Raw genomic sequence first — 17,146 nt, forward strand, 5'->3', positions numbered from 1 at the left:
TCGATCACCTTGTTCATGGCCGTGCTGGCATTGACCGGGTGCCAGACCGCACCGCAAAAGGGCCTGACCCCGGCGCAAATCGCTGTATTGAAACAGCAAGGTTTTGAGCTGACCGATGAGGGCTGGGCGTTTGGTTTATCCGGCAAAGTGCTGTTTGGCAGTGACGACGACAGCCTGAACACCGCCAGTACCGAGATCGTCCAAAAGATCGGCAAGGCATTGCTCGGTGTAGGCATCGAGCGAGTGCGGGTCGACGGTCACACCGATGCCTCGGGTAAAGAGTCTTACAACGAACAACTCTCCCTGCGTCGCGCGAAAAGCGTCGGCAACGTCCTGACCACGGTCGGCATGAAAGAAGAAAACATCCAGCTGCGCGGTCTCGGCAGCAGTCAGCCGGTGACATCGAACACCACGGCGGCGGGCCGCACCGAGAACCGCCGGGTATCGGTCGTGGTGAGCGCCGACTAATCGGCGAACAGCATCTCCCGACTTTCACCCATCAACAGACCCTGATTCTGCTCAGTGACGGCGCGGATGTAATCCCACAACAGGGTGATCCGCTTGAGCTTCCGCAGGTCCTCCCGGCAGTACATCCAGAATTGCCGGGTGATGTTGATTTCTTCCGGCGACACCGGCAGCAAGCGCGGGTCCTGAGCCGCCAGGAAGCACGGCAGAATCGCCAGCGACCGTCCTTGCTGCGCCGCCACGAATTGCGCGATCACACTGGTGCTGCGCAAGTTGGCGCTGGCGCCGGGCAGCACGTTCGCCAGGTACAACAGCTCAGAGCTGAACGCCAGATCGTCTACATAACTGATGAATGAATGCTTGCCCAAGTCTGCCGGGCGGCGGATCGGTGGGTGCTTGTCCAGATAGTCCTGAGTCGCGTAGAGCTGCAGTTTGTAGTCGCAGAGTTTGCAGCAGACGTACGGGCCATGCTCCGGGCGCTCCAGGGCGATGACGATGTCCGCTTCGCGCTTGGACAGGCTGATGAAGTGCGGCAGCGGCAGGATGTCCACCGAGATCGCCGGGTAGGCGTCGACGAAATGGCTCAGCTGCGGGGTGATGAAAAAGCTGCCGAAGCCTTCGGTGCAACCCATGCGCACATGTCCGGACAGCGCCACGCCAGAACCTGAAACCTGTTCGCAGGCCATGTGCAGCGTGCTTTCAATCGATTCGGCATAACCCAGCAAACGCTGGCCTTCGGCGGTCAGGACAAAACCGCTGGTCCGGGATTTCTCGAACAGCAAAGTCCCCAGCGCCGCTTCCAGCGAGCTGATGCGCCGCGACACGGTGGTGTAATCCACCGCCAGGCGCTTGGCCGCAGTGCTGGCCTTGCGGGTGCGGGCGACTTCGAGGAAAAACTTGAGGTCATCCCAGTTCAACGAACCTAAGGACGTGATGTTTTTTTGCATGATGGACCGGCTTTTATGTGCGTACTTATTAGAAGTTTGCACATCTATACTCCAAAAACAGTCCGACAACCAATTCGCGACACACGCCTCATATCAAGGCGACTTATCCGCCTTGGCTCCCTGCATAACAACAAGTCCAGGAGACCAGCATGAACGCATCGCTCACGCCCAACGAAACCACTGTCCAGAACGTCAAGCTGTTGATCGACGGCGAGTGGGTCGAGTCCCAGACCACCGAGTGGCACGACATCGTCAACCCGGCGACCCAGCAAGTGCTGGCCAAGGTTCCGTTCGCCACCGCGCAGGAAGTGGACGCCGCGATCAGCGCCGCCCATCGCGCCTTCCAGACCTGGAAGCTGACGCCAATCGGCGCGAGGATGCGCATCATGCTCAAGCTCCAGGCGTTGATTCGCGAACACTCCAAACGCATCGCCGTGGTACTCAGCAACGAACAAGGCAAAACCATCGCCGATGCTGAAGGCGACATCTTCCGCGGCCTGGAAGTGGTCGAACACGCCTGCTCCATCGGCAGCCTGCAAATGGGCGAGTTTGCCGAGAACGTCGCAGGCGGCGTCGATACTTACACCCTGCGTCAGCCAATCGGTGTCTGTGCCGGCATCACCCCGTTCAACTTCCCGGCGATGATTCCGCTGTGGATGTTCCCGATGGCCATTGCCTGCGGCAACACCTTCGTGCTCAAGCCGTCCGAACAGGACCCGATGTCGACCATGCTCCTGGTGGAACTTGCGATCGAGGCCGGCGTTCCGGCGGGCGTACTCAACGTGGTTCATGGCGGTAAGGACGTGGTGGACGCGCTCTGCACCCACAAAGACATCAAGGCTGTGTCCTTCGTTGGTTCGACTGCGGTCGGCACTCACGTCTACGACCTGGCCGGTAAACACGGCAAACGCGTGCAATCGATGATGGGCGCGAAGAACCACGCTGTGGTGCTGCCGGATGCCAATCGCGTACAAGCGCTCAATGCGCTGGTCGGTGCCGGTTTCGGTGCCGCTGGGCAACGCTGCATGGCCACGTCCGTGGTTGTGCTGGTGGGCGCGGCCAAACAATGGCTGCCAGACCTGAAAGCGCTGGCGCAGAAACTCAAAGTGAACGCCGGCAGCGAGCCGGGCACTGATGTGGGGCCGGTGATTTCCAAACGCGCCAAGGCACGGATTCTCGATCTGATCGAAAGCGGCATCAAGGAAGGCGCCAAGCTTGAGCTGGATGGTCGCGACGTGACCGTTCCCGGCTTCGAGAAGGGCAACTTTGTCGGCCCGACCCTGTTCTCCGGCGTGACGCCCGAAATGCAAATCTATACCCAGGAAATCTTCGGCCCGGTGCTGGTCGTGCTGGAAGTCGATACCCTCGACGAGGCCATCGCACTGGTCAACGCCAACCCGTTCGGCAACGGCACGGGCCTGTTCACCCAAAGTGGTGCGGCGGCACGCAAGTTCCAGACGGAAATCGACGTTGGCCAGGTCGGCATCAACATTCCAATTCCGGTGCCGGTCCCGTTCTTCAGCTTCACCGGTTCGCGCGGCTCCAAACTCGGCGATCTCGGTCCGTATGGCAAGCAAGTGGTGCAGTTCTACACTCAGACCAAGACGGTCACCAGTCGCTGGTTCGATGACGACAGCGTCAACGACGGTGTGAACACCACCATCAACTTGCGTTAAGGAGCCAGGCATGAAAATCGCTTTTATCGGTCTCGGCAACATGGGCGCGCCGATGGCGCGCAACCTGATCAAGGCCGGCCACGCGCTGAGCCTGGTCGACTTGAACAAAACCGTTTTGGCCGAACTGGAGCAACTGGGCGGCAGCATCAGCGCTTCGGCCCGTGAAGCGGCACAAGGTGCAGAACTGGTGATCACCATGCTGCCCGCCGCGGTGCATGTGCGCAGCGTCTGGCTGGGTGAAGATGGCGTGCTCGCCGGTATCGGCAAAGGCGTGCCGGCCGTGGATTGCAGCACCATCGATCCGCAGACGGCGCGAGATGTGGCTGCGGCCGCTGCGAAGCAAGGCGTGGCCATGGCCGATGCACCGGTTTCTGGCGGTACTGGCGGTGCGACGGCCGGGACGCTGACCTTCATGGTCGGCGCCACCCCTGAACTGTTCGCCACCCTGCAACCGGTGCTGGCGCAGATGGGTCGCAACATTGTCCATTGCGGCGAAGTCGGCACAGGACAAATCGCCAAGATCTGCAACAACTTGCTGCTGGCGATTTCCATGGTCGGCGTCAGCGAAGCCATGGCACTGGGCGATGCGCTCGGCATCGACACCACCGTGCTGGCCGGGATCATCAACAGTTCCACCGGACGTTGCTGGAGTTCGGAGATGTACAACCCATGGCCGGGCATCGTCGAAGCGGCGCCGGCCTCACGCGGTTATACCGGCGGTTTCGGTGCCGAACTGATGCTCAAGGATCTGGGGTTGGCCACTGAGGCGGCACGTCAGGCGCACCAACCGGTGGTGCTCGGCGCGGTGGCCCAGCAGTTGTATCAGGCGATGAGCCAGCGTGGAGAGGGTGGTAAAGACTTCTCGGCGATCATTAACAGCTATCGCAAACCGCAATAGACATTGGTTGTGGAGCGGGCTTTTGTGGCGAGGGAGCTTGCTCCCGCTGGTTCGCGAAGCGGACCCAAACCCGGCGAGTGCGGTGTTACAGGTTAAACGCGGTTGCTGATTTTGCGGCTGCTTCGCAGCCGAGCGGGAGCAAGCTCCCTCGCCACAGGTTCTGTGTTGCTCTGAAAAGTATTTTTGACCGGGAGATCACGTCGGGTGATCTCCCGGTTTTTTGCATCAGGCAAACACGAAATACTTGCGCACGGTTTCAACCACTTCCCACGTGCCTTTCATCCCCGGCTCAATCACGAAAATATCCCCTGCCCGCAAATGGATTGGCTCTTTGCCTTCCGGGGTGATGATGCAGTACCCCTCGCGGAAATCGCAGTATTCCCACTTCACGTATTCCACATACCACTTGCCCGGCGTGCAGATCCAGGTGCCCATGATCTTGCTGCCGTCTTCGCTGGTGTAGGCGTTGAGGTTGACGGTGTGCGGGTCGCCTTCGAGTTTCTCCCATTTGCAGGCATCGAGTACCGGCAGCGGGTGGGTGTCGCGAAGAACGGTAATAGGTGCGGTCATGTGGACTCCGGGCAGTGGGCTCAAGAACTGAAGTCGCACCCTATAGCGCCCCGCACTCGGTCAGTTGTCTGTGCTCGACACTCAGTTACCCAGAAGCGCTGTGCCGGTCTGCCCGGATCGGCTCGCAAACGTTAAGGCGTATTATTTAACGGCTGCGCTGATATAGAACAATGGTTATGAAGTTATAACTATTTACTTGTCCGGTTTCTATTAATTGTACGTCTGTGCTGTCAGCCAGAAGTTAATACTTTCGGGCCCCTCTCTGTTAAGCCAGCGATACAGTGCGTGCCCCCACCATACACAGCCTTTGTTAAGTAAATAAGTCGCCTGGCGCTAGGCTTCGCACCAATCGAGTGCGGTGCGCAAGCCCATTTGGACGCCCGTCTCAAGTTGTTAAAAAACTTTAAAGAGTTCGTTGACTCTCCCCTTAAGGGCAGAGTTTAGATTTCCGCCGCGTGAGAAGTTGCTGTGGGAATAGTTACTTCTCACATACGAAATTCATGAAGCAATCACGATATAGGGAGATAGAGATGAACAATCCATTGGAGTTGGAAAACGTCATTGCCAGCACCCGCGAGATCCTCGCGCAACTGTTGGTGATGAGCGCCGATGATATCGATGAGAACAGCAGTATCGTCGAGGACCTCAGCGCCGATTCGCTGGACATCGTCGACTTGAGCTTTCAACTCGGTCGTCAGTACGGCTGCACCTTGCCCAAAACCAGCGTGCTGGATCACGCCGTTGCGGTCTGTGGCGACGCCAGCGAGTTTCTGGCCAACGGTCGCATTACCGAGAACGGCAAGGCCTTGCTCGAACAGAGCCTGAGCGCCTACTCCCCGGGTCAACTCAACGCCGGTATGCAGCCAGCTCAGGTATTTGCCGCCACCACCGTACGCAACTGGGCGCAACAGTGCCGCAACCTCTTCAATTATCTGCCGCAAAGCTGCCCCGATTGCGGCGCTCATCAAGCCGTACTGAACGAACGTCAACAAGTGGTCTGCGGCGCTTGCAGTGCACGGCTGGTGCCGGCTGACGGCGACGAGGTTTCACGCCGCCTGGTGGAGCAATTTGTGGCCACTCACGCCCAAGAGACGGTGTAGGAGTTCTCATGCGGACACGAGAAGTCTATGTGACCGGATTCGGTCTGGTGGCGCCCATGGCGCTGGACGCCGCCACGTTGTTCGAGCGGATCTGCCAGAAGCAGTCCTGTGTTCGCGAACATCCACGGTTCAAGGCGCTGGGGTTCAACAACAGCGCTGCCGGGTTTATCGACGACGGCCAGTGGCAGCAGATTGCCGCCGGTTTCGGCGGCAATGCCGCGCTGCACCCGCGGCAAAGCGTACTGGCCGAATTTGTCGCACGACAAGCCTTGCAGCATGCCGGCCTGACCCCGTTAGCCTTTGCTCACAGCCGCAGCGGATTGTTCCTGGGGGCCAACAAGTACTGCGCGGACAGTCACGATCTGCATCGGGCCAGTCGCTGCATGGATGAGGCCGGGCGTGTCGATCTGGATCAACTGCTGGAAAACCCGGCGCCATCGAGCGCGGTCTTCGGGCGCCGGGTCGATCAGCAGACCCTGCACCTGGCCGAGATGCTCGGTATCCGCGATCACATTTCGACTCATTCTGATGCCTGCGCCGCCGGCACCATGGCGATCGGCAGCGCCTACCGCGCGATCGAGCGCGGCGAAATCGACCTGGCCATTTGCGGCGCCGTCGAACTGATGGCCAACGAGTTGCCGTATTACATGTTCAACAGCCTCGGCGCGTTGTGCCAGGCCGACCTGCCGGCCAGCGAGCAGAGTCGACCGTTCATGCCGGACCGCTGCGGCTTCGTGATCAGCGAGGGCGCGGCCATGGTCATTCTCGAATCCGCCGAGCATGCCCAACGTCGCAAAGCCACGCCGTTGGGACGAGTGCTGGGTTACGCGAATGTGTGCGAGGCACAGAAAATGACCTCCAGCAGCCGGGATGGCAGCAAATACGAGGAATGCATGGAAGCTGCAATCGAAGACGCCGGGCTACTCAGCAGCGCCGTGCAACACGTCAACACCCACGGCACGTCCACCCAGGCTAACGACAGCTGCGAGGCGTTGGCTTTGCAACGGGTGTTCGGCGAGTGCCAGGAACACGTGACGTTCACCGCCAACAAATCGGCCATCGGTCATTCCCTGGCGGGCAGCGGCGCGATTGAAACGGTGCTGTCGCTGATCAGCCTGCGGGACGGCGTGCTGTTGCCAACCTTGAACTACGATCACGACCGCGCCGAATACCCCTCGCTGAAATTTCTCAGCGAGCCGATGCGCCAGTCGATCAACGTGGTGATGTCCAACTCGTTCGGTTTCGGCGGCGTCAACAGCTCGCTGGTTCTGGGGAGGGCATGACATGAGCATTGCCGTTTACATCCATTCGGCGGCCGTATTGAACGCTGCCGGCAGCGAATGTGCCGACCTGCTCGGAATGCCGCCCTCGCCGCAACCGCTGGCATTCGACGCGACGCGACAGGCTTATCCACTGCCAGCACCGCGCCTGGCCAACGATCTGTTCGACCGCAAGATCCAGCGCAGCGTCGAACCACAAGGCTTGCGTCTGTTGCATTGCGTGGCGCGACTGGCCCCCGCGCTGGCGGCCCTGCAACTGCCGCCGGCACGGATTGCCCTGACGGCGGCCATTCCTGAAGTCGACGCGCCAAGTCCTTGCTGGGACGCGGTGCAAGCGATCGGCGAGCAACCGCAAAAGCCTCTGGCGCAACTGTTGGCCAATACACCGCCGCTGCATGCCCTGACGCTGCTCAACAGCAGCGTGATGGCCTACGTGGCCGAAGCGTTGCAATGCCACGGGCCAATGGGCGGATTCTGTTCCCAGGACAACGCCGGGCTCGATGCCCTGATCGAAGCCTGCCAGCAGATTGTCGAGCAACGCGCCGACGCGGCGCTGGTGGTCAGCAGCAGTCCGAACCTGACGCCGGCCCTGTACCTGCGTGAACCCCATCAGGCAGGCGAGGGGATTTATGGCGAGGGTGCCGCCGCGCTGTTGCTCGGCTTGGCACCATTGCCCAACACCTCGCACGCCTTGCGCATCGCCGGGTTCGCCCGGGGTTACAGCGCTGATCCGCAACGTGGCGCAGCGGTTGCCCGGCGGGTCATCGACCAGGCGTTGAGCCTGGAAAAACTGTGCCTCGGTGACGTCGAGCAGATCGTCGCCAATCCGGAGGATGCGCAATTGATGACCCTGTTCGCTGAACACCCAAGGGACGTTCGCAGCGCCCGGGCCATGACCGGCGATCTTGGCGCCAGCGCCTTGCTGACCGAGATCGCGCTGGCCTTGCACCACACCCAAAACGCTTCGGCGACACCGGGCTACACGCTGTTTGTCAGCCATAGCCGCGCCGGACATTGGGGCGCCTTGCTGCTGGCCAGTGAAACCATGGAGAAGCACACATGAGTGCGACACGGATTGTGATCACCGGCATGGGCGCCGTTACCGGGTTCGGTTTCGAATGGCAGACCCTTTGGGAAAAAATGCTCGGTGCCGAACATTGTGTACGTCCATGGCAGCCCGACGGGGTGGAGGATGGCATGTTCCCGGTGCGCTACGCCGCGGCCGTGGATATGAACCTGTTGCCCGAGGCCTTGAAGGGCCATCCGGCCTGGACCGTTGACCTGGAAAAACGCAGCCGCTTTGGCTGGGTGGCCGCCACCCAAGCGGTGAAAGACAGCGGACTTGCGCCTGAGCAGCTACGTGAAGCCGCCGTGCTCTGCGCCTCGGGCGCGCCCCAACACATGCTGGCCGACATGCTGTTGACCCAGGCCCCGGATGACCAAGCCCCGGGCTGGCAACACCTGATGCCCCGTGCCGGACAGGTCAATGCCGAGGGCTCGCTGCGCCAGAGCAATGATCGACTGGCGCGGGTGATTGCCGACGGACTGGGCTGTGAAGGGCCAGTGATCAATATCAGCAGCGCGTGCGCCGGAGCCTCACAGGCCATCGGCAATGCCTTCCAGATGATTCGTCGCGGTGAAGTGAACGTGGCGATTGCCGGTGGCGCCGATTCGGTGCTGAACCTCGACACCATGGCCGCGCTGTACCTGCTCGGCGCGGCCTCGAGCGAACAGCGCTGGGGTGTCGATCTGTGCCGGCCGTTCGACCGTGATCGCAGTGGCCTGATTGCCGGCGAGGGCGGTGGTTTCGTGGTGCTGGAAAGCCTTGAACACGCGCTGGCGCGAGGGGCGACACCCTATGCCGAAGTGCTCGGCTTTGGCAGCAGCCTGGACGCCTACAAAGTCACCGCCCCGCAACCCGAAGGCCGGGGTGCGGCGCTGGCGATGCAAGCCGCGCTGGACGACGCCGGCCTGCGTGCGCAACAGATCGATCTGATCAACGCCCACGGCACTTCGACGCCGCTCAATGACGTCGCCGAAACCCTGGCGATCAAAAGTGTGTTCGCCGAGCACAAGCATTACCGATCCCTGGCTGTCAGTGCCAACAAATCGCAGTTCGGGCATTTGATTGCCGCCGCCGGCGCCCCCGAATGCATGGTCACTGCACTGGCGTGCCTGAACGATCTGGTCACGCCGACCGTGAACCTGCATGACGTCGATGAGCAGTGCGACCTGGACTATTGCGCCGGGCAAGCGGTCAGCCGCCGGGTGGATTTTGCCTTGAGCAACTCCTTCGGTTTTGGCGGGCTCAACACCTCGCTGGCCATTGGCAAATATCGGGAGCACTCACAATGACTGGCGCAACCTTGCGTGTTGCGATCGCTGGCAGCGGTTGCGTATTACCCAGCGGCTGGGGCGTGCAGCGCTTCTGGTCAGCGGCCAGTGAAGCCCGCAGCGGCATCGCTTTGCTGCAGTCGAAACTGTTCCACAGTGAGCGCGTGACGGCCTTCGGGCATGTCAGTGATGAAGACCATCAAACCAGTCGCCAGGACGTGGCCCAGAACCTCCAGCGCTACTGCCCGCCGGCCGTGATCTGGGGTGTCAGCGCGGTGCGCCAGGCCCTGGCCGAAGCCGGGCTTGAACCGGGTAACGACGGGCTGCGCTACGGCCTCTATTGCTGCCAGGGCGGTTATACCCATCCGTCGTTGGCGGCCTATGGCGAGTTGCTCCACGAGTGTCGCGATGGGTCCGGCGCCGACATGCGGCGCCTCGCTCAACGAGTGTTGCAGGAGCGCGCGCTCGACCCGTTCCTGGTGCTCAAAAGTCTGAGCAACGGCTTGCTCGGGATTGTCAGCCTGGCGCTGAAACTGGAGTGTGAATGCAACGCTTACATGCAAGGCGTGGCCGGCAATCTGGCGGCATTGCGCGAGGCGTGCGCGGCGTTGCAAAGCGGTCGCATCGATGCGGCGATTGTGGTCGGCGCCGGCAGTGAACTCGATCCGTTAGCACTGGCCGCACTGGCCGAGGCTGGCGTGATCAGCACCGACGGCTCTCAAACCTTGCGTGCATTCGATCGCCAAGGCACGGGCGGGATTGCCGGCGAAGGGGCGGCGGCGTTGATTTTGCGCCGGGCCGACGATCTACCAAGCGGGCCGCAGACCTGCCTGGCTGGACTCTCCGCCCATCCGCGCCTGGGATCGTTGAACCTGCCAGACAAGCAGGTCGATCTGCTGGTCAGCAGCGCCAGCGGCGATCCGCACAAGGACGCCGACCTGGCCCGCACGCTGGCCCGTGCCGGTGCCACCCACATCACCAGTGGCGTACCGGTGACCGGCATTCTCAGCGGCGCGCCGAGCCTGGTCGACCTGATCCTGGCCCGCAACGCACTGCATGCCCAGTGCGTGCCACCGATCATCGGACTGCAGCAGTCGGTGGATCCGTACCTGTCGTTTGTGGGCGGCAAGGGACGGGACGCGGTGCTGCATGACTGCCTCATCATCAACCGCGACGACAACGGTTTCAGCGCTTGTTACCAACTCGATTATCAAGCGGCCGGCCAGCCGTTTTGAACGCAATGAATCGCTTCTATTTTTCTGATCAAGGGATATGACTGTCATGGATTACCGCGATTACGTACGACCGAAATTCGTTGAACTGATGCAGGCCCTGGGCTTGGAGTGCCAGTTCCACCGGGCGCTGGGCAGCAAGCTGTTTTACCGCGACAAACAGGGCGCCGAGGTCACCGTCACCGACTTTCTCGGCGGTTACGGCGCTGCGTTATATGGCCACAATGACCCGCAGTTCGTCGATCAACTCTGCGGCCTGTTGCGCGCCGATGTGCCGTTCAATGCGCAGATGTCCGTGCGTGGCGCGGCCGGTCTGCTGGGGCGCGAACTCAGCGAGGCGTTCAACCGTGAGCTGAACAACAGCGAGCGTTACATTTCGACCTTCTCCAACAGTGGCGCCGAGTCGGTGGAAATCGCCGTCAAACACGCCGAATACCGCCGCCAGAAAACCTTGCAGAAGCAGTTCGACGAACGGGATTTCGCCCTGGCCAATTTGACCGCCAGCGACAAGGCCTACGTTGAACTGGACGTCGACGACCTCGACCTGCCCGCCGGGTTGCTGCCGGACAATCTGTCTTGCGTGACCGTTCGCCAGGTGGTGGAAGCGGTGCGTCAACACAACCTTGCGCAGTTGCATGTCGAGCCGGTATTCGTCGCCCTGCGCGGCAGCTTCCACGGCAAGTTGGTGAACACCGTCCAGCTGACTTACGGTAAACAGTACCGCCAGCCGTTTGCCCGATTTGGTCTCAATGTCGAGTTCATTGACCCGCAACAGCCTCAGCAACTCCAGGATTTGCCGGCCCGTCACATACGGCATTGGCTGAGCCTGGAGTGGAGCGGCGAAACCTTGCAGGTGCGTCGTGAAGCGTTCAGTGCGATCACTGCGGTGCTGATGGAGCCGATCCAGGGCGAGGGCGGCATCAACGAGTTCGCCAGCGAGTTCTACCTGGGCCTGCGTCGCCTGTGCAACGAGCAGCAATGCCCGCTGATCATCGACGAAGTGCAATCGGGTTTCGGTCGCACCGGCACTTTGCTCGGCGCCAGCCATTTCAACTTGCAGGGCGATTACTACTGCCTGTCCAAAGCACTGGGTGGTGGCCTGATGAAAATTGCCGCGACGGTCATCCGCGCCAGCCACTACGAAACAGATTTCAGCTACATCCACAGCTCGACCTTCGCCGAAGACGATGCCTCGTGCCATATCGCCCTGTCGGCGTTGCGCCGCTTGTTCGAGAACGACAGCGCGATGCTCAAGGACGTGAACAGGAAAGGCGAGTACCTCAAATCCTCGTTGCTCGAACTCAAAGCGGCGTACCCGGACGTGATCGCCGATGTGCGCGGTCGCGGGTTGTTGCTGGGGTTCGAACTGCACGACCTGACCGGCACCAGTTCTCTGGTCCAGGCGTCGGCACAGTACAACGATGCGCTGGGTTACATCATCGCCGGCTACCTGCTGCAATTCGAATCGCTGCGGGTCGCGCCGTCGGGCAGCAACGCCAACGTGATTCGCCTGGAGCCGCCGGCGTGCATCACCTTCGAGGAAATCGACGGCTTGATCGGCTCGTTGCAAAAGGTCTGCGACATGCTGCGTCGCCGCGATGCCTTCCCGCTGGCGGCCGGGGTGTGCGCCGACAGCATCCGCGAAGTTCCGGCACGCGAGGTGAGTTTCAAGGAGCCAGAAAATCTCCCAAAGCCTGATGAGAGCGTTCGCGTGGTGGCGCGCGTGGCGTTCATCAATCACCTGATCGATTCGGATATGCTCAGTGATGTCGACCCGTCACTGTCCACCCTCAGCGCCGAACAGAAACGCGAGTTCATCAAGCGCATGGCTCCGGAGCGGCGTGCCGCGCCGATCGGCCCGGTGCTGATTCGCTCGAAACTCGGCACCGCCGTGGAGTTCACCCTGTATCCGTTGTGCATGGATTCCGATGCCATGGCCGCGTACATCGCCAGTGGTGACCTGGACACCATCCGTGACGAAGTCGGCAATCGCATCCGTGATGCCCGTGCCGATGGCTACAGCGTGGCCGGCCTGGGCATGTACACCTCGATCGTCACCAACAACTGCCAGGCGCTGAAGATCCCCGACATGGCACTGACCTCGGGCAACGCGCTGACCATCGGCATGGGCCTGGAAGCGATCGAGCAGGGCTGTAAGCAGCAAGGCCTGGAACTGAGCCAGCAGACGGCAGCTGTGGTCGGCGCGGCCGGCAACATTGCTTCGACTTACGCCTCGTTGCTGTCCACCAGTGTCGAACACCTGATTCTTATCGGTAGCGGCCGCGACGGCTCCCTGCGGCGTCTGGAGAAGACCGCCCAGCTGATTTACGCCGAGGCCGCCCGTGCGATTCTCAAGGGTGTCGCCGAGCACGATCGCCTCGCCAGCCGCTTGCAGAAACTCGACGGCATCGACGCGTTGTTGCAGGCCCACGGTGCCGGTGCCGATCTCGGTCAGCGGGTGCAGCGTCTGGTCGAAGAGCACCTGGGTGCGAATGCGTTCATCACCGTCAGCAATGACCTTGATGTGTTGAAACAGGCGCGCATCGTGCTCTGTGCGGCGAACGCCCCTCAACCGTTTCTCGGTGCCGGACACTTCGCCGAAAACAGCGTGATCTGCGATATCGCGGTGCCGCTGAACGTCGATCAGGACCTCTCCAGCCAACGGCCCGACGTGCTGTACATGCACGGCGGGATTGTCCAGACCCCGTTGGGCGATGGCCTGATCCGCAACGTGCGCGCCTACCTCAAGGAAGGTCAGCTGTATGCCTGCATGGCGGAGTCGGTGTTGATGGGCTTGTCCGGGATGAAACAGCACTACTCCTACGGCGATATCAGCCGCGAGCAGGTGCAGCAGATTCGTGCCCTGGCTGCGACCCATGGTTTCAGCCTCGCGCAGTTCAAGACTGACAACTCACTCTAAGGAACGGTCATGCCGAATAAAGTAGCAGTGGTGACCGGTGGCAGTCGTGGCATCGGCCGGGCGATCGTCCTCGCCCTGGCTGGCGCGGGCTATCAGATTGCGTTCAGTTATGTGCGCGACGAAGTGGCCGCTATGTCGTTGCGTGATGAGGTGCAGGCGCAGGGTCTCGAGTGCCTGGCGCTGCAATGCGATGTCAGCAGCGGCGACAGCATCAAGGGCTTTTTCGAGCGAGTCGACCAGCATTTCCAGCGCGTCGATCTGTTGGTCAACAACGCCGGCATCACCCGTGACGGGTTGCTGGCGACGATGCCGAGCCGCGACATCATCGAGGTGATCCAGACCAACCTGATCGGCACCTTGCTCTGCTGTCAGCAAGTGGTGCCGTCCATGATGCGCCAGCGCAGCGGGTGCATCGTCAACATCAGTTCGGTGGCCGCGCAGAAACCCGGCAAGGGTCAAAGCAACTATGCCGCGGCCAAGGGCGGCGTCGAAGCGCTGACCCGTGCCCTGGCGGTGGAGTTGGCGCCGCGCAACATTCGGGTGAATGCGGTGGCCCCGGGCATCGTTAACACGGAAATGAGCACAGCGTTGATCGGCACTCAGGAACAGGAAATCCAGGCGCGGTTGCTGATCAAGCGTTACGCCGAACCCCATGAAATCGCCGAGGCGGTGCTGTACATCGCCGATCGTGGTTTGTACCTGACGGGTGAGGTCCTGCCGGTCAACGGCGGGTTGAAAATGCCATGAGCCGGACCATTCTGATTACCGGTGCCGCCAAGGGCATAGGCCGGGCGGTGGCAGAGAATTTTGCCGCCGATGCTGATCACCGCTTGATCCTGCTGGACCTGGATTTGCCGGAACTGCAACGCTGGGTTGACGAGCAACACGGGCAGATCAAGGCCCGGGTCGAAACCCATGCGGCCAACATTGCCGACCTGCCGAGCATGGAAGCATTCTTCAAAATGCTGTCCAAACAAGTGGATTACGTCGATGTGCTGGTCAACAGCGCCGGCATCTGCAACGAGAACGAACCGGAAGATCTGCACAACTGGCACAAGGTGATTTCGGTCAACCTCAACGGTACGTTCTACGTCACCTCGTTGTGCCTGCCGTTGATGCCGGATCGCGGGCGGATCATCAACATGTCGTCGATCCTCGGCCGTGCCGGCAAGGTTCGCAACACCGCGTACTGCGCTTCCAAACACGGCATCGTCGGTATGACCAAAGCCTTGGCGATGGACCTGGCACCACGGCTGATCACGGTGAATGCGATTCTCCCCGCGTGGATCGATACGCCCATGCTGCAAGGTGAACTGGCAGCGCAAGCGGCCATTGCCGGGCTGACCCAGGAACAGATCCTGCGCAACGCCAAGAAGAAACTGCCGATGCGGCGCTTCATTCAAAGTGAAGAAGTCGCGGCGATGGTGCGTTACTTGGCCAGCCCCGAAGCGGGCGGGGTCACCGCCCAGAGCCTGGTGATCGACGGCGGTGTCGGGTTGGGAATGTAACCATGGCGGGATTACACATTAACCGCGCCGCGTGGGCGGTATTGGCCTGCATGGTCGCGCCACCGGCGTTGGCTGAATTGACGGTCGACGACCTCAAGCCGGATTACGCCGACGCCGAGGTCGGCGTGGCCACCGCGTTGCGCTTGCACGGTGACGACCGGGTCACCCAGAAGGCCATGTATTTCAAGGCCAACCTGGAAGACAACTGGGACGGTGGCTACTACAAGGCCAAGGGCCGGGTGCGTTACGACGCCCGCTACGACGGCAACAATCCATACAGTGAACGGGCGCGGGACAAATACCGCTTTGACGCCGACTGGCGGCATTTGTACTGGGGCCAATCGGTGGGCGACGGCGAGGTGACCATCGGCTGGCAGCAAGTGGTCTGGGGCCGTGCCGATGAGTTGCGGGTGCTCGATCAGGTCAACCCGGTGGACTATCGCGATGGCCTGACTCCGCTGCTGGAAGACAGCCGGATCGCGGTGCCCATGGTGCGGTTTGCGCAACCGGTGGGCGAGTGGGAACTGGAGGCACTGTGGGTCACCGACTTTGTGAAAAACCAGCCGCCGGTGGCGGGCAGCGAGTTCGACGCGCCGCTGTTTGCCGCGCCGGATCCGCAGTATTTCCTGCTGGATTCCAAGCCCGGCTACGACGGTGACAAGGGCTTTTCGTATGGCTTGAGCGCCAACGGCCGGATCGGTTCGGTGGACACCAGTTTCGTCGCATTGAACGCCCGTCAACAGGACCCGGTGTACGCCGTCGAAGGCCTGGCCGATGACGGCCGCACGCGACTGGAGCGCCAGTTTCCCCGTTACACCATGGGCGGCGCGGGGCTGGCGATCGACGCCGGTCACAGCATCGTGGTGCGCAGCGAAATTGCCTGGTTCGACAACTGGCGGGTGACCAATCCGACCCGTGCCTACGGCGCTGACAGCACCTCGATGGTCAAGTCGTTACTGGGCGTCGATTACTTGCTACGCGACTGGCTGATTTCCGTGCAGTGGCAGCAACAGCAATTGCTCGACTGGCAGGACGGCATGCTGCAAGACAAGCGCGAGCACCTGTTCACCCTGTCGGCCGAAGGCACTCATTGGCAGGACCGACTCAAGAGCCGGCTGGTGGTCGCCGCCTCGCCACCGTTTCAGGACGATGCGCTGTTGCAAGGCATCTTCACCTACAAACCGGTGGACTGGATCAAGCTCGGGCTGGAAGTGGATGTGTTCTTCGGCAAGCCCGACAAACCCTTCGGCGAGTACGACAACCGCGATCAAGTGCGGCTGTCCGCCGGTTACCTGTTTTAACCCCATGACGCCTGCGTGCCCCTGGCGCATTGGCTCGACCGTACTTATCTGACGAAAAGGGAAGTTCCCATGTTGCCGCTATTCAAAACTTTGACCGCTGCCGCGCTGATCCTGAGCGGCGCTTGCGCCACCGCCGCCGACGGCAAGAATGCCGACGAAATCATCCGCCAGGTGCGAGATCGAAACGACGGCAAAAGCTTCATGTCCCAAGTGTCGTTGATCCTCCACGACAAGAAGGGTAATACCCGGGTTCGCGAGTTCACCTACCTGCAAAAGGATTACCCGGACAGCGACAAATTCAGCATGTATTTCTCCGCCCCCACCGACGTGCGCGACGTGGCCTTTCATATCGAAAACCCCCACGAAACCCTGGGCCTGGAAGACAGCCAGTGGATGTACTTGCCGGTCAGCCGCCAGACGCGCCGGATCTCCACCACCGACAAGCGCGGTTCGTTCATGGGCAGCGAGTACTCCTACGCCGACCTGGACAAGATCCGGGTCAAGGATTACTCCCAGACGCTGGTCGGCGAAGAGCAGGTCAAGGGCCGCGACTGCTACGTGATCGAGCGTGAACCGGCGTCGCCCGAGGTGCTGGCCAAGACCGGCTACAACAAACTGAAAGTGTGGATCGACAAGCAGAATTTCCTGGTCATGCGCCAGGACTTCTTCGACGTCAAAGGCGTGCTGGTCAAGCAGATGCGCACGCAGAAAGTCGAAACCATCGACTCGATCGACAGCGTCGTGCTGAGCGAAACCGAACACTTCATCGACGGCACGCGTTCAGAAATGCGCTTCAACCACCTGCAATACAACGTGCAACTGGAAGACCGTTTGTTCACCCAGACCGCCATCAAGCGCGGGCTGAAAACCGGCGACGTGCCGGACTTTGCCGTGTCTGCCCGCTAAGCGCCGACC

At 61.3% G+C, this 17,146-nt stretch carries 15 protein-coding genes; 13 read left to right on the top strand and 2 right to left on the bottom strand.

Annotated features, from left to right (window positions below):
* Positions 1–15 precede the first annotated feature (15 nt).
* Complete coding sequence (gene yfiB, locus ACA070_RS03405) at positions 16–468, top strand: outer membrane lipoprotein YfiB (protein WP_497451905.1); 453 nt, start codon at positions 16–18, stop codon at positions 466–468.
* On the opposite strand, the gene ACA070_RS03410 is transcribed toward yfiB, so the two are convergent.
* Positions 465–1,412, bottom strand: coding sequence for a LysR family transcriptional regulator (locus ACA070_RS03410; RefSeq protein ID WP_497450035.1), 948 nt, complete (start codon positions 1,410–1,412; stop codon positions 465–467). The two genes, yfiB and ACA070_RS03410, sit on opposite strands and share 4 nt — an antisense overlap.
* A gap of 149 nt (positions 1,413–1,561) precedes the next feature.
* On the opposite strand from ACA070_RS03410, the gene ACA070_RS03415 reads away from it, so the two are divergent.
* Positions 1,562–3,088 (top strand): CoA-acylating methylmalonate-semialdehyde dehydrogenase, encoded by a 1,527-nt coding sequence (locus tag ACA070_RS03415; RefSeq protein WP_497450036.1) that lies wholly within the window; start codon positions 1,562–1,564, stop codon positions 3,086–3,088.
* A gap of 10 nt (positions 3,089–3,098) precedes the next feature.
* The gene (gene mmsB, locus ACA070_RS03420) at positions 3,099–3,986 is read left to right on the top strand and encodes a 3-hydroxyisobutyrate dehydrogenase (RefSeq protein ID WP_497450037.1); all 888 of its coding nucleotides are present in this window, start codon (positions 3,099–3,101) and stop codon (positions 3,984–3,986) included.
* Between the two features lie 225 nt (positions 3,987–4,211).
* On the opposite strand, the gene ACA070_RS03425 is transcribed toward mmsB, so the two are convergent.
* Positions 4,212–4,556, bottom strand: coding sequence for a cupin domain-containing protein (locus ACA070_RS03425; protein ID WP_007946320.1), 345 nt, complete (start codon positions 4,554–4,556; stop codon positions 4,212–4,214).
* 530 nt (positions 4,557–5,086) lie between these two features.
* On the opposite strand from ACA070_RS03425, the gene ACA070_RS03430 reads away from it, so the two are divergent.
* The 10 genes from ACA070_RS03430 (at position 5,087) to ACA070_RS03475 (ending at position 17,137) form a co-directional block, all read left to right on the top strand.
* Positions 5,087–5,656, top strand: a complete 570-nt coding sequence (locus tag ACA070_RS03430) for an acyl carrier protein (protein ID WP_497450038.1) — start codon at positions 5,087–5,089, stop codon at positions 5,654–5,656.
* Positions 5,657–5,664: 8 nt separating this feature from the next.
* Positions 5,665–6,939 carry a beta-ketoacyl-[acyl-carrier-protein] synthase family protein gene (locus tag ACA070_RS03435; protein WP_497450039.1) on the top strand — a complete coding sequence of 425 codons (1,275 nt, stop codon included), beginning with the start codon at positions 5,665–5,667 and terminating at the stop codon, positions 6,937–6,939.
* A 1-nt stretch (position 6,940) separates the two neighbouring features.
* Positions 6,941–7,999, top strand: a complete 1,059-nt coding sequence (locus ACA070_RS03440; RefSeq protein ID WP_497450040.1) for a beta-ketoacyl synthase — start codon at positions 6,941–6,943, stop codon at positions 7,997–7,999.
* Positions 7,996–9,291 (top strand): beta-ketoacyl-[acyl-carrier-protein] synthase family protein, encoded by a 1,296-nt coding sequence (locus ACA070_RS03445; protein ID WP_497450041.1) that lies wholly within the window; start codon positions 7,996–7,998, stop codon positions 9,289–9,291. The genes ACA070_RS03440 and ACA070_RS03445 overlap by 4 nt, the downstream gene beginning before the upstream one ends.
* Entirely contained in the window at positions 9,288–10,505 is a 1,218-nt protein-coding gene (locus ACA070_RS03450; protein ID WP_497450042.1) for a beta-ketoacyl synthase N-terminal-like domain-containing protein, read from the top strand. Before ACA070_RS03445 ends, ACA070_RS03450 begins: the two co-directional genes overlap by 4 nt.
* Before the next feature lie 46 nt (positions 10,506–10,551).
* Positions 10,552–13,422, top strand: coding sequence for an aminotransferase class III-fold pyridoxal phosphate-dependent enzyme (locus ACA070_RS03455; protein ID WP_497450043.1), 2,871 nt, complete (start codon positions 10,552–10,554; stop codon positions 13,420–13,422).
* Positions 13,423–13,431: 9 nt separating this feature from the next.
* Positions 13,432–14,169, top strand: a complete 738-nt coding sequence (locus ACA070_RS03460; protein ID WP_497450044.1) for a 3-oxoacyl-ACP reductase family protein — start codon at positions 13,432–13,434, stop codon at positions 14,167–14,169.
* The gene (locus ACA070_RS03465) at positions 14,166–14,930 is read left to right on the top strand and encodes an SDR family NAD(P)-dependent oxidoreductase (RefSeq protein ID WP_497450045.1); all 765 of its coding nucleotides are present in this window, start codon (positions 14,166–14,168) and stop codon (positions 14,928–14,930) included. Before ACA070_RS03460 ends, ACA070_RS03465 begins: the two co-directional genes overlap by 4 nt.
* Before the next feature lie 2 nt (positions 14,931–14,932).
* Positions 14,933–16,231, top strand: coding sequence for a DUF1302 domain-containing protein (locus ACA070_RS03470; protein ID WP_497450046.1), 1,299 nt, complete (start codon positions 14,933–14,935; stop codon positions 16,229–16,231).
* Positions 16,232–16,300: 69 nt separating this feature from the next.
* Positions 16,301–17,137 carry an outer membrane lipoprotein-sorting protein gene (locus ACA070_RS03475; RefSeq protein ID WP_497450047.1) on the top strand — a complete coding sequence of 279 codons (837 nt, stop codon included), beginning with the start codon at positions 16,301–16,303 and terminating at the stop codon, positions 17,135–17,137.
* The last annotated feature ends 9 nt before the right edge of the window (positions 17,138–17,146 follow it).

The sequence above is a fragment of the Pseudomonas sp. LBUM1678 genome, from assembly GCF_059695575.1.